The sequence below is a fragment of the Arthrobacter sp. Y3221159 genome (genome assembly GCF_059089885.1).
Window position 1 is genome coordinate 13,123 of the sequence record NZ_JBNHFC010000011.1, and the last position, 20,357, is coordinate 33,479.

The window sequence follows — 20,357 nt, forward strand, 5'->3', positions numbered from 1 at the left end:
CGGTGGGTCGGGTGCCGGAAAGTGGGGTTACGCCGGGCGGCGCAGTTCCGGCTCGGGAGGGTAGCGCCTGGCGGCTGCTTCGTCCGGCTCGTCCTTGACGGCCATGAGCGGAACGGCGAAAGTGACCACAGGGCGGTCGGCGTCGTCTGCGGACCTCACTGTCAGGCTCCGGGTGCCCGGCGGCACGGAGGGGGTGAAGACCTGCAGGTTCCGCGATCCTAGGATCGCCGAGTTCCTGAACCTGTACTCGGTGCCAAAGTGGTCCTGCAGGATGATGTTCGGCTGCGGGCCCCCCTCGGACGCCATCTGGATATTGACCACCAGCCCGGTGGCCCAGATCTCGACGGACAGGACGGTGAATTCGGTGGATTCCGTGACGTGGCTTCCGTAAGTGGGTGGCAGCAGCATGCCCCGGAGGGAGCCTGACGGTATGAGTTCTCGCATTATTGGTTCCTGGTGGTCTTGCGTCCGCGGTCGCCGAAGCGGCGCCGGATGTGCTCGGTGCTGCTGAAACGATTAGGGGCGCCGGTGCGGCTTAGGCGTCTTCCCGGTTGGGGTTTTCCAGCCGGAAGAAGGTGGATTGTTGCCCGTCGCTACGCTGTTCCTGATAGATGAAATTGAGGCGCCGGGAGTCGAAGGTCTCAAACCATTCGTCCCAGCTGATGTGGCGGAGCTTGTCATTGTCCCCGCCGAAGTCGATCCGCAGCACGCCCAGGTGGTCGCCGTGTTCGGTGCCCTCAACGGTGGCCGGCACGCCGCTGCGCTCCTCCGCCCACTGCCGGATGACCTCATGGTGCGTGGTGGCCAGGCTGCGGCCCTCGCGTTCCGGCTCATCCTCCGGCGAGGTGACCTCCTGGGAGTACTTGAGCGACTTGGACGATTCCGGTCCCTGGCGGATTTTCCCGCCGTCCGGCCCGGCACCCAGATCCTGCTCGTCCCGGTCGGTGTCCGCGTCCCGGGTTTTGTTGCCTTTGTCCTCCGCCATAGTGGCCTTCCTTTCCCCAGAGGCTGGAACTAGTAAGTCTACTTATTATGTAGCCTCCCGATCCGGCCCCGTGTCAAGGGGATGGAGTGGTTTCAGCGGCTTTCCACAACCGTGGAAGGACCGGCTTTTCCGGGGCTAATCCCGCGGCCGCAGCACCGCGTAGTACCCGGGTACCCGGCTTCGCCCGTCTACACCGGTTGCAGGATTGGTCTCGATGGCTACCTCGCCGTCCTCCAGCAGCTCCCAGGATGCGGCGGGCAGTACCTGCTGCCTCTCCTCAGGGCCGAAGTGTCCGGGTATTGGCAGGCCCCTAATGGCACGTTCAAGCGGTGCGGGAATGCCCTGCATGGTGGCGCCCAGGTGGGACACGTAATCCACCGCCTTGCCTTGGAAGTTGGTCTCAGCCAGGAACAGGGTGCCCCGGTTTCCGGTGATGAGGCGGAGATTTTCGACCAGGGCCGCCTGGTCCCCGGGGTCAAGGACGTGGAGGACGCCACGGATAAAGACGTTCGCGCCGCCCTCGAAGCCCTTTTCGGCTCCCGGCGCGGTCATGTCCCGCGTCTCGAACCGGACGTTCCCGATCTCCTGGGAATCGGCCGCTGCCCGCCGGACAGCGTGTTCGGAAACGTCCACGCCGACGGCCTCAGGGAAGATACCCGCCAGCGCACGGGTGAAGCTGCCGTGCCCGCACCCAACGTCCACCACAGGGAGCGCCGGGTCCAGGTGGCGGAGGAGGACATCCTTGTAACCGAGGAATTCGTCGTCCGTGCCGGCATCCCACAGGACCTCACCACCTGCACCAGTTGCCCTGATGCCTGCCCAGTACCGGTCCCACGCAAGCGGCCGGTCCTTGGGGGCCGAGCGGGAAAGCCGGACAAGCTTGGGAATCAGCATGTACTTCCGCAGGGCAGACAGTACCGACTTGACGGGTGAGGACTTCGCTCGGGAGGACACCGGTCAAATATATGTCCCACAGCACAAATCGCACGTTTTTGCCGGGCGGGCAGGACCGATTTTACGACGCCGGAGCCTCCCTTTCGCCGCCCGCCAGCCATGAGCGGGCGTCAGGCTGACTGGCCGCCGTCGAGCCTCAGCCATGCCATGGCGTCCTGCCTGGAGGTGAAGAACCGGGTGGGGCACGGAAGCTTGCTGACTCCCAGGACGAAGTTGGCCATCACCTTGTCAACGGGTGAGGAACCCAGCAGCGCAATGCGGGAGGCCTGGCACGGCCGGCCGAACACTGCACGAGCGCCCCGGCTTACCCGTTCCGTCGTCGCCATGTCCACCAGCATGGGCCGCCTGCTCTCGCCGCACAGGTCATTGACCCTGCTCATGGCGTTCTCGGCGTCGGCCTCGCTGATTGAGGCGCCGCGCGGCCACCGCAATTGAAGGATCCCGTCCTCATCCAGGCTCAGGTCTCCCTTGGTGGATCCTTCCGGCTGGTCCGTCACTTTGTCCCTCCACATGGTTTTTCTGGAGCCACGAGTCCCGCATCCCCCTACAATGTACTCAACTGGGAGGGAAGGGGTCATTGTGGCGGCTGATACGCCGGGTGACTTGCGCGTGCCACGCACCGCCGTGGTGGCAGACCCCGACGCTGTTCGGCTCGCGCGGAACGCTTCCGCACTGCAGGAGGCGGGCTTTTGCGTGGCTTCAGCGGCGGACGCACCGGGGCTGGCAGCACTTTTGGAGGACAGCAAACCGACGGTCATCGTCGCCGACGCGTCGCTGCTTCCTGCCATTGACGCCGAAGCTCCCGTCCTGCTGATGGTGGACCTGGACAATCCCGCCGAAACCTCCGCCCGCCCCTCCGGTATCCACGACTGCATTACCAAGCCGCCCGCCCCGCGGGAGCTGGTCCACCGGACTTCGGCCCTGATCGACCTGGTAGCCAGGCGGAGCGCGTCCAGGCAGCGGGCCGAGGCACTGCGCGAACAGCTCCGGCTGGTATCCGCGGCTGTCCGCGCCACCAACGATCCCCAGGAGATCGCGAACCACGTGGTGGCAGGCTTCGGCCGGACTTTCAAAGCCGACCATGTCCTGCTGGCCACTTTCGAGGACGAGCGGGTTCCACGCATCACCGCCGCCTGGGACGCTCCTGGGCTGCAGCCGCTGCCTGACGGTGCCCTGCCGGACGGCGAAGAGGCGCACCGGACGGCGGACCTCCTGTGGGCCGGCGCGGAAACCATGTCCTCGTACGGACCCGAAACGGACGAACCAACTGGCGACGGGCGGCGGACAGGCGAAGGTGGGGGAACGGCGTCGGGCATCTACAGCACGCTCTCCACCCTCGCGGTGCCCATCGGCGAAGGAAGTTCCTCGCTCGGGATCATCTGGATTGTCATGCGTGACCGGCCGCGCCAGTGGTCCCGGGCGGAGCTTGGCCTGATCCAGCATGTGGCAGGCAACGCTGCCTACGGGCTGATCCAGAGCCACCTGATCAGCAGCCAGCAGCAAGTGGTCAAGCAGCTCCAGCAGCTGGACAAGGCCAAGACGGACTTCCTGGCTACCGTGAACCATGAGCTGCGCACGCCGCTGACATCGATCATGGCGTACCTGGACATGATCCAGGAAAGCACCGAGCAACCCGTTTCCCCCGAGGTCCACCAGATGCTTGACATCGTGGTGCGGAACACGGAGCGGCTCCGGTCACTGATCGAGGACATGCTGAGCGTTTCCCGCAATGGCCTGGATGACAGCCTGATGCATTTCACCCCCGTGCGCCTGGGGCAGACCCTTGACCTGGTGGCGGCGGCACTGCGGCCGCTGGCCAAGCTGCAGAACGTGACCATCGAGGTGGACCCGGTGCCGGAGGACCCGGAGATCCTGGCCGACGAGGTGCAGCTGCAGCAGGTTTTCACCAACCTGGTGTCCAACGCCATCAAGTTCACCCCCAGCGGCGGACGGATCGAGGTGGGCAGCGAGTCGCACGCCGCCGAGGACGGAACCCGCTGGGCAACGGTCAGCGTGGCGGATACCGGCATCGGCATCTCCAGCGACGAAATCGACCACGTGTTCACCCGGTTCTACCGTGCGTCCAACGCCATGTCCGGGGCGATCCCGGGGACAGGCCTGGGGCTGGCCATCACCAAGGACATCGTGGCCCGGCATGGGGGGAAAATAGACGTGGCGTCCACTTTGGGCGCCGGTACCACCGTCACCGTCAGCCTCCCCCTGGATGCCGACCGGTCCCGGGCCAACTGAGCGGGGGAAGGAGGGAACCTGATGTTCGCCGAAAACGATCCCCGGCTCTCCCAGCTGCTGGAAGGCATTGTCCGGCTTGCATCGGGAGACCTCAGCTCCCGGATCGAGGTGTCGCCCGCCCGGGACGAGCTGGACGCCATCATTACTGGCACCAACCTGCTGGCTGAAGACCTGCAGATCATCTACGAAGAGCTTGAGCAGCGGGTCCAGGTGAGGACACAGCTCCTGCACGAGGCACACCTTGAGATGCAGAAGATGGCCATGCAGGACCCGCTCACCGGCCTGGCCAACCGTTCTGCCCTGATCCACGCGCTGGAGGCGGCACTGGAGTCGGGGACACCTCCCGGGGAGGGCCCGGTGCTCCTCCTCATGGACCTCGACGCTTTCAAATCCATCAATGACAGCATGGGCCACACGGCGGGCGACCAGGTCCTCATCACCGTTGGGGAACGGCTCCGGGGCGCGGTGCGCGCCGACGACGTCGTGGCGCGGCTGGGCGGGGACGAGTTCGCCATCGTGATGCCCTCCGCCACCCCGGACCAGGCCACGGTGGTGGGCCACCGGATCCTCGCGGCCCTCAAGGAGCCCATCCAACTGCCCGGCAGGAGCGTGCGCTGCGGCGCCAGCATCGGCCTGAGCGCGGGCGGCGAGGGACAGACCCCCGAGGACATGCTGATGGAGGCCGACGTCGCCATGTATGCCTCCAAGGCGGAGGGGCAGAACCGGCTGCACCACTTTGAGCCTGCCCTGCTGCTGATGCGCAGGCTCCGCAGCCAGCTTGTGGAGGACCTGCGCGCCGCAATCAAGAGCGACGGACTGACGCTGCACTACCAGCCTGTGGTGGAGCTCGCCACGGGGCGGGTGGAGGGAGTGGAGGCGCTGGTCCGCTGGAACCATCCCACCCGCGGGTTCATCATGCCGGATGAGTTCGTACCGCTGGCCGAGGAAGCCGGGCTGATCTCCGAGCTTGGCCTTTGGGTGCTCCGGACGGCAGTGCACCAGCTCCGGTCGTGGGTTGCAGCTTCCCTGGTGGATAACCGGTTCTCCATCCGCATCAACATTTCCGCTACAGACCTGCAGAGCCTGCAGTTCATCGAGGACGTCCGGAATGTGCTGAAGGAAACCGGGGTGCGGCCCCAGCAGGTTGTTCTGGAACTGACGGAGGTGGCAATCGTCAAGGGCAACGAACTGGACCGTTATTCGCTGGGCGGGCTGCGCGGCCTGGGGGTGGGAATCGAAATCGATGACTTCGGCACCGGTTACTCCTCCATCAGCTACCTGCGCCGGCTCCCGGTGGACCGTGTGAAGGTTGACCGTTCACTGATCACAGGCCTGGGCACGGATCCGAGCCAGCCCGCGCTGGTGGCAGCCGTCCTGCAGCTGGTCCGCGCGTGCGGGCTGGAGGCTGTATGGGAGGGCGTCGAAACCGCGGAGCAGGCCGAAATCCTGCGGGCGCTGGGCTGCCTGAGCGCACAGGGCTACTACTTCAGCAGGCCGGTGCCGCCCGACCAGATCCCGCTGCTCCTGGCCGACCAGCCCGAAGGCGCCAATCCCTAGCACCGGAAGTTACCGCAACGTACCCGAATTAGTCCTAAAACTCCCGCAAACCACTGCGTTTTTTGGTGCTGCCGATATACGATCATCCTGCGGTGTCTGGTTTTCCTTGCCGCTTGAGCTGGGGATTCACAGAAGCACCGGAATTAAAGGCGTTTAGAAATTGAAAATAAATTGGGCCACTGGGTCATTACTTCGTCAACTGGGGGCGTAGCTAATGTCGGTTCGTGTACAGGCATGGGGAATTATTGCCGCGGTACTGGCGGAGACAGATCCGTCCGGCGCGGCCGTCCGGCAGCGCCTTAGCAACAGCCTCGACGAGAATCCGGGAGTGCCCGAGCGGGCCCTGCTGGAATACCTTCTTGAAACGCGGCGCAGCGATGCCAATACCGTGGAAACGCTGGAAACCGCACGGGAGATGCGCCTCACTCCCGCCGCCATCCCGCCCAAACTCGCCGAGCAGATCGATGCCATCCGCAGCATGTCGCGGATCAGCGCGCTGCTTGAGAACCAGATGCTGATGACGGCCTTCCAGCCGATCTATGGGCTCAGCGATAAAAACGTGGTGGGCGTGGAGGCGCTGTCGCGCTTCGTCAGTGACGACGGCGCCGCGGCCGAACTGTGGTTCGCGGAGGCCGCCGCTGTGGGCCTGGGCGCCAACCTGGAGTTCTCGGCGCTCGGCTCGGCCGCAGCGGCCGCCAGGGACCTTCCGCCGCACCTGTTCGTGTCCCTGAACATCTCCCCCACGTCCTGCCTGGACCCGCGGCTGCCGGAACTGTTCGAGCACATTGACCTTCCCGTCAACCGGATTGTCCTCGAGCTCACAGAGACCATTCCGGATGAGGAGTATGCGCAGTTCATCGCCGCCATCAACCCGCTGCGTGACCAAGGCCTGCGGATCGCTGTCGACGACACCCACTCCGGCGCCGGCGCCCTGAGCCGCATGGTGCACCTGCGCCCTGATTTCCTCAAGGTGGGGCGCGATGTGATCGGGGACGTGGACAATGACGGCCTGCAGCGCGCCCTGACCGCCTGCCTGGTGGATTTCGGCCAGCAGATCGGCACCACCCTCGTAGCGGAGGGCATCGAAACGGTGGGGGAATTGAAGGTCCTGACAGAACTGGGGATCGACGCCGGCCAAGGCTACCTGCTGGGACGCCCGTCGGTCCGGCCGAAAGACTGGGTTTCCTGGAACACCCGGCTGGACGCGGACGGCCTGAACCGGCAGCTTGTGGGGCCCGAACAGGCCACGCCCAATCCCCAGGGAAAAGACGCCTCCTGAGGTGAATCTTCGGACAGTGGACCGGCCGGCATGAGTGCCGCCGGTCCACTGTTTTTGTTGTGCGCCCTATTCGTCGTGGCCCTGGTCGCCGCTCATCTGGTCCTCGGCCGGGGGCGTCTCACCGGGCGGTACTCCCCCGCCCGGCTCCAGGCCCGTGACATTGCCTTCGGCGGGATCCGGGTTCGCTGAGCCCGCCGAATCCCTGCCTCGGGCTGCCTCGGTGCCATGGTTGCCCTTGCCCGGCTGGTCAGGATTGGCCGGATCATTTTCCGGATGGTAGCTGCTCATGGTGCGTGTCCTTCCTTCCCGGCCGTGGTTCTTCGCCCCAGCTCTGGACTAATTGTAAGCATGCTGATAATTCTGGAGGGGTAGGGCTGGGCGGCCGCTGGGGCGTCCGGCACACACGATGTCAGGAGGAACAGAGATGGGAATCGGCGACAGCATCGGCAAGGCAGCGGAGAACGCCATGGAGGACCTGGCGGGTACATCAAAGCCCACGGAAAAGATGAACGTTCCCGACCCCACGGACCCCAATGACGACGTGGAGGTCCACTCCTCCATCAGCGAGGGGTCCAACGCCATGGAGGCTGAAAAGGAGAAGGCACCGGGCTTGAAGACCGGGCCGGCGCCCGGGCCGGTCTCCGAGAACCCCTTTGGCGGGGATATTGACGAAACGAACAATGACCGGGCTGAAGCCGGCCGTGGAACGGGCGACGACGGGCTGACAGGCAGTGCAGCCGCCCCGGCTGGAGCGGGGGCGGCAGGAAGCGGCGGCCCCAGCGGCGTTGCGGGCGGACTGCCGGACAGCAACCCGGATGAGCTGCGCGCCGACCCGACGGAAGGCGACCAGGACCCGTCCACCAGCACGGGCCGGGGCTAGCACCGGCCGAACATGGGATCAGGCGGGTGGCCCCGGCGGCCACCCGCCTCTTTCCGTAAGCACCTTCCTGAGCAGGTCGGCGCGGTCGGTGACCAGGCCGTCCACACCCAGGTCCAGCAGGCGGCGCATCTCCGCGGGTTCGTTGATGGTCCAGACGTGTACCGCCAGGCCAAGGCCGTGCGCCCGGCGGACAAATCCGGGGGTGACAACTTCAATGCGGCCGCGGCGCGCCGGAACCTGCAGTGCGTGGACGCCGGACAGGACCCGGCGCATCAACCACCGGAACGCAGGCCCCGGCAGCACCGGGCCCAGGAAAGTGAATAGGGCGATCGACGCAACCCCGGCCGAGGCCGCAACCGGGCGGCTGAGCCGCTTCAGCACCGCCCGCCGCCGCCGGTCCGAAAAGCTGGTGACCAGCACCCGGTCATGCACCCGGTGGCGCTCAATGGCGGCCGCGGTGCTGGTGACTGAGCCCCAGTCCTTGACGTCCAGGTTGAACCGGATGCCCGGCAGTTCCGGGACCAGTCCGTCAAACGTCGGGACGGGCTCCCGGCCACCGATGCGCACCTTGGCAACTTCGCCGGCCGTCAACTCCGAAACCCTGCCCCGGCCGTCCGTCACCCGGTCCAGCGTGTCATCGTGGAAGAGGAGCAGCACGCCGTCGGACGTGGTGTGGACATCCGTTTCCAGGTAGCGGTAGCCGAGGTCGACGGCTGCCCGGAAGGCGGCCCTTGTGTTCTCCAGCCCTTCAAGGGAGAAGCCACGGTGGGCCATGGCGATGGGCAGCTGGTTGCCGGCGGCATCCGGGTTGGTGAAGAACGGCAGGGTCACAAAGTGAGCGTACCGGAGCAGGCCGGGCCGCTGGCGGACACCCGGGTCAGTCTTCGTGCGGCAGGATTTCGACGCCGTCGCCGCAGTGCAGCAGCGTGCGGCCGCGGCCGCCGTCGAGATTGATCCACACCACGGTGTTGTCCGGCGTGACCGCGTCCACCACGCCTCCGGCTTCGAACCCGGGGGTCAGCAGGACCCGGACGCGGTCGCCCTGCCGCAGCTTCTTCCAGTGCGGCGCAGGCGTTGCCCTGCGCAATGGTGCATCGGCGATGTCCCGCTTGGTATTCCGTGCCATCCCTACCCCTTCAGCCTGCAGGAGAGGAGCCTGCTCTCCGGGGTTCACGCTACGGAGCAAAGGTGAACGCGAGGTGAGCGCCAGCTGAGAAAACAGCGGCGGGCGCGGAAATCACGAACGCGGCGCACCCAGCGAAGCAAGCCGCACCTCCAAAACCTGGGCCACGCCGTCGTCATCAAAATGCGGTGCCCGCTGCCCTGCCGCGGCGATCGCCTCTGGGTGGCCGCTGGCCATGGCATAGCCGTGGCCCGCCCAGCGGAGCATCTCGATGTCGTTGGGCATGTCACCGAAGGCCACCACGTCGGAGGCGTCAATGCCCAGCGCCCGTGCGTACTCGGCCAGGGTGACGGCCTTGTTCACGCCGGGCAGGGACAGTTCCAGCATGGGCACGCCCGGCGAGGAGTGGGTGGCGGCGGCGAGGTGTTCGACGGCGGGGCGCACCTCGGCGAGGAACTCGTCCGGAGTGCCGTCCCGGACGATGGCGAGGAACTTCACCACGCTGTCATCGTCAACCAGGGTTTCCCGCAGCGGCGCCGGGGGGAACTGCGACAGGAGTTCGCTTGACTCGTTTTCGATGAACCCGGGCTCGAGGTGGAAGCCGGTGAGCGTTTCCGCGGCGAACAGTGCAGCCGGGCGGAGGTCCTTGATGATGCGGCGGATTTCCAGCACCGCGGCGATGCTAAGCGTGCGGGCCGAAACCAGCTTGTCCGTTTCGAGGTCCCAGACCACCGCCCCGTTGGAGCAGATGACCGTCCCGGTATGGCCCAGCTGGTCCTGGAGCGGATGCAGCCAGCGGGGCGGCCGTCCGGTCACGAAGACGAGTTCGACGCCGGCGTCCCGGCAGGCGTGGAAGGCGCGGACGGTGCGGTCGCTGATTTTTCCGTCGTGCCCGAGGATCGTTCCGTCAATATCGCTTGCCACCAACCGCATCCTGCAAGTCTACGTGGCGGCGGCCAGCGGGATGATTCCGGCAGCCGGGAGGTCCGCTTGTCAGCCCGCGGCGCTACACTGAACTAATCGAACATATTTTCGAATAAGGGTGTGTTGTGGGCGTTATAGTTGGTCCCCGCGTGATAGATGCGGGCGCCTCGTACCTGTCGGTCCTGATCTCTCCTGTCGCCGTTGCGGCCGGCTTCCCGTCGCCCGCGCAGGACTACTTCGATGGCCGGATCGACCTGAACGCGCACCTGATCAAGGACATCACCAGCACGTTCGTGGTGCGCGTGACCGGGGACTCGATGGAGGGCGCCGGCATCAGCGACGGCGACGAACTAATCGTCAACCGGGCCCTTGAGCCCAAGGACGGTTCGGTGGTGGTCGCCGTGCTGGATGGAGAGCTGACGGTCAAGCGGCTGCGCATCACGTCCACGGGGGTGGTGCTGCAGGCGGAGAACCCGAAGTACCCGGACATCCGGGTCCCCGCGTTATCCGAGCTGACCGTGTGGGGCGTGGCCACCAGGTGCCTGCACCATGTTTGACCTGCCGATTGTGGAAGGAGGGCCATGCCCAAACCGGTCCTGATGCGGCAGATGCCGCAGATCGCCCACGTGGACGTGAACTGCTTTTACGCCTCGGCCGAGCGCGCATTCGATCCCTCGCTTGAAGGACGTCCGCTGATCGTGCTGTCAAACAACGACGGCTGCGCGGTAACCCGCTCCGCGGAGGCGAAGGCGCTGGGAATCAAGACCGGCGATCCCTGGTTCAAGCTCGCGCCCCGGGCAAAGGAGTGGGGCCTGGTGGCGAAGTCCAGCAACTATGAGCTGTACGGCGATATCAGCGCCCGGGTGATGGAGCTTCTCGGCAGGCATTCGGCGTGGCTGGAGGTTTACAGCATCGACGAGGCCTTCCTGGGCGTGAAGGGCCGGCCCGAAGAGCTGCTGGCACTCGGCCGGGACATGAAGGCCGCGGTCCGGCGGAACGTGGGTGTCCCGGTCTGCGTGGGGATAGCGCCCACCAAGACGCTGGCCAAGCTGTGCAACAAGTGGGCGAAGAACAACGCCTCCTTCGGCGGGGTCTGCCACTGGGAGGCCGTACCGGCACCGGTTCGGGAGGCCCTGCTGGGCCGGCTCCCCGTGGACGAGGTGTGGGGCATCGCGGCCCGGCTGACCAGGCGCCTGAATGTCCTGGGCATCTTCACGGTGCTGGACCTGGTCCGCGCGGACCCTGTAGTCATCCGCGACAAGTTCTCGGTGGTGCTGATGCGAACGGTGCTGGAGCTGCGTGGCATCCCGTGCATTCCCATGGAGGAGGAGCGCCTTGGCCGGGACCAGCTCATCTTTTCCCGCTCCTTCTCCACGCCGGTCACCACCGTTGACGGCATGCGGCAGGTGCTCAGCATCTATGGCCAGCAGGCGAGCGCCCGGCTCGCAAAGCACGGCCTGCAGGCGAAAGTCCTGACGGCGTTCGCGGCCACTTCCCCGTTCAGGCAGCACGAACAGGCCTACCCTTCGGTGTGCCTGTCCCTTCCCATGCCCACGGCGGATCCGCTCCTGCTGACCAAGGCCACCCATGCCCTGCTGCCCCTCATCCGCGACGGGTTGAAGTACGCCAAGGCCGGACTCATGCTCACGGACCTGCGGCCCACCGGAAACCAGTCTCCCCTGGAGCCCTTCGAGAACCGGCATGAAGAACGCGGCATCGGCCCGCTCCTGGAGGACGTCAGCCGCCGCTTCGGGCGCGGCTCCATCGGGCTCGGCCACGGCGGCATCAAAGGCGGCGTGGACTGGTCCATGAAGCGCGGCATGCAGTCCCCCCGGTACACAACGCACTGGGACGAGCTCCCGCTGGTGAAGGCTGCCTGAGGCTTTTTAGGCCGGGAGCACCGGCGGGGCGGGCGGTCCGTCGAACATGGCGCCGGCGCTGGCCTGCGGCACCACGACATGGACCGCGTTCCGCTGGATGGTGAAGTCAGCGGGGGTGACGGCTGCAATCTCGCCGTCGAGGTTTACCGGCATCGGCGGTTCGGTAACCAGCCGGACGGACCGGCTGGTCAGGTGGTACACCCGGTCATGCTCAACGAATCTTCCATCCCGGAGCAGCCGTGCGATCTTCACGTGCTCCCGAAGCGGTGCTGCCAGGATGGCGTAGATGTCGAGGATGTGGTCATCGATCCCGGCCGTGGGAGAAACCGTGTTGCCGCCGCCGTAGTGCCTGCCGTTGCCGACGGCCACCTGGAGCAGGCCCTCGAGCTGCAATGGCTCGTGGTCCCCGTCCGGGAACTCAAGCCGGGCACGGAACGGCTCGTGCCGGGCATACGCACGCAGGGTGGCAATGCCGTACGCCAGCGGCCCGAGGCGCCGTTTAAGGCCGGGGCTGAGTGCCTCAGTGACCCGGACGGACAGTCCGGCGGAGGCGACGTTGAGGAAGGGCTGGCCGTTTGCCCGCCCAAGGTCGATGTCCACCACCTTCCCGTCCGCGATGGCGGCACACGCCTGCGCCAGGTTGTCCGGGATCTCCAGGGTGCGGGCGAGGTCGTTGGCGGTGCCCAGCGGAAGGACTCCGAGGATCACTTCTGTGCCGGCAATCCGGCCGGCGGCGTAGGAAACCGTCCCGTCGCCGCCACCCACGACCACCAGGTCATGCCCGTCCGCAACCACCCGGTCCAGAGTCCCGGCCAACTCGGCCCCCGAATGCACGTGATGCACGGCGGAGACCGGCACGCCTGCCTTGTGCAGGGCATCCACCGCCAGTTCGCGCGCGGCGGCCCCCCGGCGTGATCCGGAGTTGATGATCACGGCAGCGGAGCGGGCCTCTCGGGCAACCTTCATGTGGGACATGTTAGGTCCATCTGGCCGGGGAATGCCTGCGGGCGCCCCTCCGCCATGGTGGAGGGGCGCCCGTCCCAGTTACGTTCCCGGGTTGGACAGTGCTACGGGTTGGAGAGGGGCGCTGTCACCAGTTGGGGTTCCGACGGAGCATCCGGATCGCGGACGTCTGCGGCGGGCCGGGCGGCGGCGGCATGCTCTGCCAGGACACCTGTCTGGTGCCGGATCTTCAGGCGGTACAGCAGGGTCCCGCCTACAGCGACGGCGCCCACGAAGAGCACCCCGCCCCACTGCAGGTACCACTCAAAGGGCGGCACCGAGTTGTAGATTTCCGGCCGCGGCCAGACCAGGTTCAGCGTCATGGCGCCGCCCCAGAGGACCGCGAGGATATTCACGGGCAGGCCCCACTTGCCGAGGCTGAATCCGGCTTTTCCGTGGCTTTCGTCGGACAGCGGCCATTTCTTCAGGAAGCGCCGCCGCAGCAGGGGCACGGTGACCAGCAGGTAGGAGAGGTAGATCAGGACAATGCTGATGCTGGACAGGATGGTGAAGATCGCGGGCTGGGAAACGTTGACGATCAGGGGCATGATGGCGAGGAGTCCGATGACGATGGCCGCCACCGTGGGCGTCTTCCGCTCCGGGTGCACTTTGCTGAGCTGGCGGCTGAAGGGGAGGTTGTTGTCCCGGGCCATGGCGAACATCATGCGGATGGCTGCGGCGTGGACGGCGAGGGTGCAGACGAACACGGCGACCACGATGCACACCAGGAAGGCCTTGCCGAACGGGCCTCCCAGCACGGAGAGCACGATGTATTGCAGGCCGCCGTCGGCGCTGCCCAGCTTGGGGTCGTTCAGGTCGGGGGCCGCCAGGAGTCCGCCGAGGAGAATCAGGCCGCCGAGGATGAAGGACGCCGTGATTGCCCGCAGGATGGCCTTGGGGGCAGTCTTCTTCGGATCCTTCGTCTCCTCGCCGAGGGAGCTGGCGGTGTCAAAGCCGTACATCACGTACCCGGAAGCCATGGCGCCGATCAGGAACACCCCGAAGAAGCCAAGGTCGTGGTCCATGCCGTAGCCCTCGGTGCTGAAGAGGACTTCCGGGCCCCGCACCACGTGCCAGGCAAGGGCCAGGATGAGGAGCACGGCGGCGGCGAGCTCCACGAAGACGCCGATGCTGTTGATCTTGGTCATCAACTTCACGCCGAACGCGTTGATGAGCGTGGAGATGGAGATCATGATGCTGGCGAGCAGCACTCCGTTAAGGGCGAAATCGTAGGTCCCGGTGCCGTCTCCGATGATCTGGAAACCGGACCAGATCTGGGGCAGGGTGAGCTGGAGTGCCAGGGCCACGGCCCCGAGCGCCACGATCGAGGAAATGAGCAGCAGCCAGCCCGCCAGCCACGCGAATGTCCCCGACGAAAGCTGTTTGGCCCAGTTGTAGACCGATCCGGCCACCGGATAGCGGCCGGCCAGCTCGGCGAAACAGAGGGCCACCATGAGCTGGCCGGCGAAGACGATGGGCCAGGACCATGCGTAGGCCGGCCCGGCCATGGAGAAACCAAAGTAGAACAATTGAAAGACGCCGGTGAGGATGGAGATATAGCTGACGCCGGCCGCGAAGCTGGCAAACTTGCCGATGCTGCGGTCCAGGGTCTGGGCATAGCCGAACTCGTCCATGCCACTTGAATCAGTACTCTTGCTGGGTTCCAACATCCGAACTCCTAGATGAGAAAAGCACGATGGTGATGCCCCGCGGCCGCCATTGGACGCGGGTGATATCGGTGGCCGGGCGCCACGCCTGCAGCGCCCGGCCGTTCCCCCCAAATGCTGTTGCTAGCCGGCGGTCCCCACCCCGGCGCCGGCAGATGGGCCAAACCAGCCGCTGGGCGCGGGCTGGATGTTCTGCCAGATATGTTTTGCCTCGCGGTACTCATTGAGTCCCGCGCTGCCAAGCTCCCGGCCGATGCCGGACTTCCCGAAGCCGCCCCACTCCGCCTGCGGGACGTACGGGTGATAGTCGTTGATCCATACTGTTCCGTGCCGGAGGCCCCCCGCAACACGTTGCGCCTTTGACCCGTCCGAGGTCCACACCGCGCCTGCCAGACCGTACTCCGTGTCGTTGGCGATGGCCACGGCCTCGTCCTCGGTCCGGAATGTCTCGACGGTCAGCACCGGGCCGAATGACTCCTCCCGCAGCACGCTCATGCCGGAGTGGCAGTTGCCCAGCACCGTGGGCGGGTAGAAAAAGCCGTCGGCAAGTGGGCCCTCGTCCGGGATGTAGCCGCCGCACAACAGTTCGGCGCCCTCCGCGATGCCGGCCTGGACGTAGGCGTGGACCTGGTCGCGGTGCTTGGCGGAGATGAGCGGCCCCGTCTCGGCGTCGGGATCGAACGGCCCGCCCATCCGGATCTTTTTCGCCCGTTCCACCACCTCAGCCACGAACCGTTCCGCGATGGACTCTTCCACGACGAGCCGGGCCCCTGCCGAGCAGACCTGGCCGGAGTGCAGGAACACGGCGGTCAGGGCGTTGTCGACGGCGGCGTCCCAGTCCGCGTCCGCGAAGACGACGTTGGGGTTTTTTCCACCGAGTTCGAAGGCGACGCGCTTCACGGTTTCCGCGGCGGCGGCCATGATTGTCTGGCCGGTGGCCAGGCTTCCGGTGAGGGAGACGAGGTCGACGCGCGGGTCCGAGCTGAGCGGGCCGCCCACCTTCGACCCGCTTCCGGTCACCAGGTTTGCGACGCCGGCGGGAACCCCGGCTTCCGCAAGGGTCTCCATGAGCAGGATGGCGGTGGAGGGCGTGAGCTCGCTGGGCTTGAGCACGAACGAGTTGCCCGCGACGAGCGCCGGGGCCACCTTCCAGGCGGCCTGGAGAAGCGGGTAGTTCCACGGCGCGATGAGGGAACAGACGCCCAGCGGCTCGTACACCACACGGCTGATGGCGTTCGGGCGGCCGGTGTCGATCACCCGGCCGGCGTCGAGGCCGGCGACTTTTCCGTAGTACCGGAAGCACGCGGCAATGTCGTCGATGTCGTATTCGGCTTCGACGAGGCGCTTGCCGGTATCGAGCGCCTCGGCGCGGGCATAGGCGGCCTTGTCCCGCTCCAGCAGTTCGGCCACGCGGAGCATGACCGCCCCGCGCTCAAGGTCGGTGAGCCGCCGCCAGGGGCCGCCATCGAAGGCTGCACGTGCACTGGCGATGGCCCGCTCCGCGTCCTCCGCCGTCGACTTGGCGACAACTGCCACCTCGCTGCCGTCCGCAGGGCAGCGCACGACAGTTGTGCTGCCGTCGGACGCCTCCTGCCAGGCGCCGTCGATGTACAGGCCTTTGACACTGTCGTGCCCCTGCCCGGCCTGGTGGACCTGCTCAACGGTGGCTGTCATTGTTGCTCCTTTTTTGTGCATTAATCATGCCTAGGCCCTGCCTGCCGGGACAGCGGCGGCGTTGCGATCCAGCGGGCTGATGCCGTGGCGGTAGAACTCCGCGTGTTGCGGCGCCAAAGGTGCCTTGCCGGCGATCAGGTCGGCGGCCTTTTCCGCGAGCATCATCACGGGCGCGTAGATGTTGCCGTTGGTGACGTAGGGCATGGCGGAGGCATCCACCACGCGGAGGCCCCGGGTGCCGTGCACGGTCATGTCCAGGGGGTTTACCACGGCCATCGGATCGGAATCCGGGCCCATCTTGGCGGTGCAGGACGGGTGCAGCGCCGTCTCGGCGTCGCGGGCCACCCAGTCCAGGATCTCGGCATCGGTCTGGACCGCACGCCCGGGCGAGAGCTCCCCGCCGTTGAAGGGGTCCATGGCGGACTGGCCCAGGATGTCGCGGGCCACGTGGATCGCCTCGACCCACTCACGGCGGTCCTGGTCCGTGGACAGGTAGTTGAACACCATGGAGGGGTGCACCGTGGGGTCCGTGGACTTGATCTTGAGGGTGCCGCGGGCGTCGGAGTACATGGGCCCGATGTGCACCTGGTAGCCGTGCTTGGCATCCGCCTTCTGGCCGTCGTAGCGCACGGCCACCGGGAGGAAGTGGAACATCAGGTTGGGGTAAGCCACGTCCTCGTTGGAGCGGACGAAGCCGCCGCCCTCGAAGTGGTTGGTGGCTGCCGGGCCCTTCCGGCCAAACAGCCACTGCATGCCGATCCACGGCATGCGCCAGACGTCCAGGGCCGGCTGCATGGACACCGGCTGGGTGCAGGCGTGCTGGATGTAGACCTCGAGGTGGTCCTGGAGGTTTTGTCCGACGCCGGGCAGGTTCACCACGGAGTTGATGCCCAGGGAGTTCAGGTGGGCGGCGTCGCCCACGCCGGAGAGCTGGAGCAACTGCGGTGTGTTGATGGCACCGCCGGCCAGGATAACCTCGCCTGCGTTCACCTGGTGGGTCTTGCCGTTGCGGCGGTAGGTGACGCCGGTGGCCACGTTGCCCGTGAAGTTGATCTTGGTGGCCAGAGCCCGGGTAAGGACGGTCAGGTTGTTCCGGCCGAAATTGGGCCGCAGGTAGGCTCGCGACGCCGAGAGCCGCTGGCCCTTGTGCACGTTGCGGTCAAAGGCTGCGAAGCCTTCCTGGCGGTAGCCGTTGACGTCGTCCGTCAGGGGATATCCGGCTTCCTGCGCGGCGGCGAAGAACGCCTGGAAGAGCGGGTTCGTGGCCGGACCGCGTTCCAGGACCAGCGGGCCGTTATGACCGCGGAGTTCGTCGTCCGGGTCGGCGGCGAGCGCGTTTTCCATCCGGTTGAAGTACGGCAGGCAGTGCGCAAAGTCCCAGGTTTCCATGCCGGCGTCGGCGCCCCAGCGCTCGTAGTCGAGGGGGTTGCCTCGCTGGAAGATCATGCCGTTGATGGAGCTTGAGCCGCCCAGGACCTTGCCGCGGGCATGTGCCACGCGGCGGCCGCCCATGTAGGGCTCGGGGTCCGACTCGTAGCGCCAGTCATAGAGCGGGTTGCCGCTGGGGAAGGTGAGCGCGGCGGGCATCTGGATGAAGAGGTCCCAGGGGTAGTCGCTCCGTCCGGCCTCGAGGACCAGGACGCTGGCCTGGCCGCCGTCGCTCAGCCGGTTGGCGAGCACGGAGCCCGCGCTTCCGCCGCCGACGATGACGTAGTCGTAGTGGGTTTTTGTCATGCTGCAAACTCTCCTTCTACCTGGCGCCGGTTCAGTGGCCCAGGGCGGGTCGTCGTTTCTTCCGAATACGAAAGGTTGACCGTGTTAGCCGGAGAATCCGCGGTATTCCCTGGTGTGGCGTAGGTCATAACCAAGGAGAGTAATGCAGTTTGAACAAGTGTTCAATAGGAAAACTGGACATCTGTTCAAAAATTTACGGCGCCGAAACATCCGGCTGCGTTTGGGGGCGGAAAGAGGGTGGCGGGATGTCGCGTATGTCGGACTTCCGCCCGAATGTGACAGCGCTGTGGCGGGGGCAAAAGGGCGCGCCGACTTACGGCATGGAGGCCGGGCCTCTCCAGGTGACGGTGCCGCGTAGAGGCTGCTAAGCGGCGAAGGCGATCTCTTCGGTGCGGGTGATGCTCCGCCGGATGGATTCCTTGTCCACGCCGAGGAGCGCAGTCAGCCACATGCCGTTCTGCACAACGACGATATCGGCCGCACGTTCCCTGCATTGCTTGCCGGACAGCTCCGGCCTGGCATTGGCTATCAGGGCTGCGAGCCCGTCCAGGTAGCGGTCAAAGGCCGCCGCGTTGATCAGGGCAAAGTCTTCGTGCGCCCTCGCGAGCGCCCACAGGTGAAGGCGCAGGGACAGGTACCGTGTGGTCAGGAGTTCCGGGCCGGCAACGCGTCGAAGGGCGTTCTGGAGCTGCTCGTCCGGAGGCAATGCAGGGTCCGGCGCAACGAGCGCGAGGTCGTGTTCGTCGACGCTGTGCAGCACGGCACGGATCAGGCTGGACTTGTCTTCGTAGTAGTAGTTCACCAGCCCGAGGGCGACCCCTGCCTCCCGGGCCACGGCACGCATGTTCACACCCGAAATCCCATGGCGGGACAGCAGGTCCAGCGCCGCTTCAAGAATGCGCTGCTGCCGGTCAACCTGCTCGCCCTGTTCACGGGAGTTCACGGTGCTTGTGTCCACCCGGCCAGAATATGGGGAAACCGCGGCTGCTGCACCTCGCCGTGCCTGGTGATGACCCCCCCTGCCACTAATGCGCCTGGCCGGCGCCTATTTCGACGATAAGAACGCCGGCGGAAATGAGCAGGATCCCGAAAGCCATGGTGGGCGTCAGTGGCTCCTTGAACAGCACACGGCTGGCCGCCGCTGTCAACGCCACGCCGCAGGCCACCCAGATGCCATACCCCACGCCAAGGGGCATCCCATGGTCAAGCGCCAGGCTTAGGAAACCGAAAGCGGCAACATAACCCAGGATGATGGGAACCAGCCACAGCTTCTTTTTCAGGCCCTCCGAGGCGCGCAGGGACATGGTTGCCGCAACTTCGGTGAGGATGGCCAGGCCGAGGAAAAACCAAGTCATGCCTGCTCCTCCCCGCGGGCGGCACGGTGCGCTTTTTGCGACCCGGCTTCGACCGTGATGACGCCCGCCAGGATCAGCGCGATGCCGAAGCCCATCAGCCAGGTCAGCGGCTCGTCGAAGATCGCCGCCGACAGCACCGCAGTCGCGGTGACGCCGCCGGCGCCCCAGGCGCCGTAGGCGACGCTGATGCTCATTCCCAGGCGCAGGCAGACGGTCAGCAGGAAGAACGCGGCGGCATACCCGGCCACAACCAGGACATACCAGCCCGGCGCTTCAAGGGCCGCCTTCAGGGCAAGGGTGGCACTGACTTCCGTGACGATGGCCCCGCCGAGGTAAAGCCAGCGCTTCACTCCGTTCCCCCTTCACCGATCAGGCCGAGGAGGTGGGCCACGATTGCCGCCCTGTCCGCTTTCCCGGGCGCACCCACGCCGCTGGCCTGGGCAGCCCACAGTCCATCCGCCGCCAGCCGGGCAGTCAGAAGCCTCGTCCGCTGTGCAGGTGGCGTCCCGTCAGGGATCAGGAGCCAGTGATCCAGATGCCGGGCCCAGGCCTCCTGCAGGTCAGCCCGGCATGATGAGTGGAACCACAAGGCCCACTCCGCGCGCATGTTCTGCCCGTCAGCCGCCGCCTGGACATAGGAGCGGTACCGTTCCTCCACCGTTCCTTCACTGCCGCCGACGAGCGCGGCCATTCTGCGCTCCAGCTGGCAGGCAGCGTACTCGACCAGGGCGACCATCAACGCATCCCGGTTTGGAAAGTGGTACATCAGACCGGGCTTGGTGACGCCTGCCTCCGAAGCCACTGCATCGAGGGTGATGGCGGCACCCTGGCTGCGCGAGGCCACGCGCAAGCCCGCTTCAAGGATTTGGGGACGCTGGCTCTCTCTCACACTCAAACTTTACCATCCAGACGGTAAAGTTTGAGCGCCGTTCACGCCCTCTGCACGCCGTCCCAAAAAGACGCAGCGCGACGGTTCTTGACGCTCCACTACGCCGTGTTGAGCCTCCGCGTCGTCCCGTGAACGCCTGCTACAGGAACGATTGTGGCCCCGCTGGGGGCTCCGTACTCTCAACTCAGCATCAGACCCAGCAAA

22 protein-coding genes are annotated in these 20,357 nt (G+C 66.3%); 6 read left to right on the forward strand and 16 right to left on the reverse strand.

Annotated features, from left to right (window positions below):
- Positions 1-27: 27 nt before the first annotated feature.
- The 4 genes from AC5RT3_RS12555 to AC5RT3_RS12570 all read right to left on the reverse strand — a co-directional run bounded on the left by AC5RT3_RS12555 (position 28) and on the right by AC5RT3_RS12570 (position 2,436).
- On the reverse strand, positions 28-444 hold the full coding sequence (locus tag AC5RT3_RS12555; protein WP_494053737.1) for a hypothetical protein: 417 nt from the start codon (positions 442-444) through the stop codon (positions 28-30).
- A gap of 91 nt (positions 445-535) precedes the next feature.
- On the reverse strand, positions 536-985 hold the full coding sequence (locus tag AC5RT3_RS12560) for a hypothetical protein (protein WP_494124327.1): 450 nt from the start codon (positions 983-985) through the stop codon (positions 536-538).
- A 135-nt stretch (positions 986-1,120) separates the two neighbouring features.
- A complete protein-coding gene (locus tag AC5RT3_RS12565; RefSeq protein WP_494124382.1) occupies positions 1,121-1,879 on the reverse strand; it encodes a class I SAM-dependent methyltransferase in 759 nt (252 codons plus the stop codon).
- Between the two features lie 170 nt (positions 1,880-2,049).
- Positions 2,050-2,436: a SpoIIAA family protein gene (locus AC5RT3_RS12570; protein ID WP_494011231.1), complete on the reverse strand. Its 387-nt coding sequence runs from the start codon at positions 2,434-2,436 to the stop codon at positions 2,050-2,052.
- Between the two features lie 82 nt (positions 2,437-2,518).
- Here AC5RT3_RS12570 and AC5RT3_RS12575 point away from each other — a divergent pair, with 82 nt between their 5' ends.
- The 3 genes from AC5RT3_RS12575 (at position 2,519) to AC5RT3_RS12585 (ending at position 7,025) form a co-directional block, all read left to right on the forward strand.
- On the forward strand, positions 2,519-4,189 hold the full coding sequence (locus AC5RT3_RS12575; RefSeq protein WP_494104411.1) for a sensor histidine kinase: 1,671 nt from the start codon (positions 2,519-2,521) through the stop codon (positions 4,187-4,189).
- Between the two features lie 21 nt (positions 4,190-4,210).
- Positions 4,211-5,746 carry a putative bifunctional diguanylate cyclase/phosphodiesterase gene (locus tag AC5RT3_RS12580; RefSeq protein WP_494053740.1) on the forward strand — a complete coding sequence of 512 codons (1,536 nt, stop codon included), beginning with the start codon at positions 4,211-4,213 and terminating at the stop codon, positions 5,744-5,746.
- A 214-nt stretch (positions 5,747-5,960) separates the two neighbouring features.
- A complete protein-coding gene (locus AC5RT3_RS12585) occupies positions 5,961-7,025 on the forward strand; it encodes an EAL domain-containing protein (protein WP_494053741.1) in 1,065 nt (354 codons plus the stop codon).
- 66 nt (positions 7,026-7,091) lie between these two features.
- Here the strand turns inward: AC5RT3_RS12585 and AC5RT3_RS12590 are convergent, their stop codons facing one another.
- Positions 7,092-7,313: a DUF6480 family protein gene (locus tag AC5RT3_RS12590; RefSeq protein WP_494011235.1), complete on the reverse strand. Its 222-nt coding sequence runs from the start codon at positions 7,311-7,313 to the stop codon at positions 7,092-7,094.
- A gap of 136 nt (positions 7,314-7,449) precedes the next feature.
- On the opposite strand from AC5RT3_RS12590, the gene AC5RT3_RS12595 reads away from it, so the two are divergent.
- Positions 7,450-7,905 carry a hypothetical protein gene (locus AC5RT3_RS12595; protein WP_494053742.1) on the forward strand — a complete coding sequence of 152 codons (456 nt, stop codon included), beginning with the start codon at positions 7,450-7,452 and terminating at the stop codon, positions 7,903-7,905.
- Between the two features lie 18 nt (positions 7,906-7,923).
- Here AC5RT3_RS12595 and AC5RT3_RS12600 read toward each other — a convergent pair whose 3' ends face one another.
- From AC5RT3_RS12600 to AC5RT3_RS12610, 3 genes are all read right to left on the reverse strand, one after another.
- On the reverse strand, positions 7,924-8,736 hold the full coding sequence (locus AC5RT3_RS12600) for a glycerophosphodiester phosphodiesterase family protein (protein WP_494124328.1): 813 nt from the start codon (positions 8,734-8,736) through the stop codon (positions 7,924-7,926).
- A gap of 46 nt (positions 8,737-8,782) precedes the next feature.
- The gene (locus AC5RT3_RS12605; protein WP_494011238.1) at positions 8,783-9,031 is read right to left on the reverse strand and encodes a hypothetical protein; all 249 of its coding nucleotides are present in this window, start codon (positions 9,029-9,031) and stop codon (positions 8,783-8,785) included.
- 111 nt (positions 9,032-9,142) lie between these two features.
- Complete coding sequence (locus AC5RT3_RS12610; RefSeq protein ID WP_494124329.1) at positions 9,143-9,961, reverse strand: HAD family hydrolase; 819 nt, start codon at positions 9,959-9,961, stop codon at positions 9,143-9,145.
- Between the two features lie 116 nt (positions 9,962-10,077).
- Here AC5RT3_RS12610 and AC5RT3_RS12615 point away from each other — a divergent pair, with 116 nt between their 5' ends.
- Entirely contained in the window at positions 10,078-10,509 is a 432-nt protein-coding gene (locus AC5RT3_RS12615; RefSeq protein WP_494053745.1) for a LexA family protein, read from the forward strand.
- A 24-nt stretch (positions 10,510-10,533) separates the two neighbouring features.
- Positions 10,534-11,832 carry a Y-family DNA polymerase gene (locus AC5RT3_RS12620; protein WP_494124330.1) on the forward strand — a complete coding sequence of 433 codons (1,299 nt, stop codon included), beginning with the start codon at positions 10,534-10,536 and terminating at the stop codon, positions 11,830-11,832.
- A 6-nt stretch (positions 11,833-11,838) separates the two neighbouring features.
- On the opposite strand, the gene AC5RT3_RS12625 is transcribed toward AC5RT3_RS12620, so the two are convergent.
- From AC5RT3_RS12625 to AC5RT3_RS12660, 8 genes are all read right to left on the reverse strand, one after another.
- Entirely contained in the window at positions 11,839-12,798 is a 960-nt protein-coding gene (locus tag AC5RT3_RS12625) for a lipid kinase (RefSeq protein ID WP_494124331.1), read from the reverse strand.
- Between the two features lie 101 nt (positions 12,799-12,899).
- Positions 12,900-14,504 (reverse strand): APC family permease, encoded by a 1,605-nt coding sequence (locus tag AC5RT3_RS12630; protein WP_494124332.1) that lies wholly within the window; start codon positions 14,502-14,504, stop codon positions 12,900-12,902.
- A 120-nt stretch (positions 14,505-14,624) separates the two neighbouring features.
- Complete coding sequence (locus AC5RT3_RS12635) at positions 14,625-16,175, reverse strand: aldehyde dehydrogenase family protein (RefSeq protein WP_494124333.1); 1,551 nt, start codon at positions 16,173-16,175, stop codon at positions 14,625-14,627.
- 30 nt (positions 16,176-16,205) lie between these two features.
- Positions 16,206-17,909: a choline dehydrogenase gene (betA, locus tag AC5RT3_RS12640; RefSeq protein WP_494052782.1), complete on the reverse strand. Its 1,704-nt coding sequence runs from the start codon at positions 17,907-17,909 to the stop codon at positions 16,206-16,208.
- Positions 17,910-18,273: 364 nt separating this feature from the next.
- The gene (locus AC5RT3_RS12645) at positions 18,274-18,867 is read right to left on the reverse strand and encodes a TetR/AcrR family transcriptional regulator (RefSeq protein WP_494052781.1); all 594 of its coding nucleotides are present in this window, start codon (positions 18,865-18,867) and stop codon (positions 18,274-18,276) included.
- Between the two features lie 67 nt (positions 18,868-18,934).
- Positions 18,935-19,264: a DMT family transporter gene (locus tag AC5RT3_RS12650; RefSeq protein WP_494124334.1), complete on the reverse strand. Its 330-nt coding sequence runs from the start codon at positions 19,262-19,264 to the stop codon at positions 18,935-18,937.
- Positions 19,261-19,614, reverse strand: coding sequence for a DMT family transporter (locus AC5RT3_RS12655; protein WP_494052779.1), 354 nt, complete (start codon positions 19,612-19,614; stop codon positions 19,261-19,263). Before AC5RT3_RS12655 ends, AC5RT3_RS12650 begins: the two co-directional genes overlap by 4 nt.
- Positions 19,611-20,153, reverse strand: a complete 543-nt coding sequence (locus AC5RT3_RS12660) for a TetR/AcrR family transcriptional regulator (protein WP_494124335.1) — start codon at positions 20,151-20,153, stop codon at positions 19,611-19,613. The genes AC5RT3_RS12655 and AC5RT3_RS12660 overlap by 4 nt, the downstream gene beginning before the upstream one ends.
- Between the last annotated feature and the right edge of the window lie 204 nt (positions 20,154-20,357).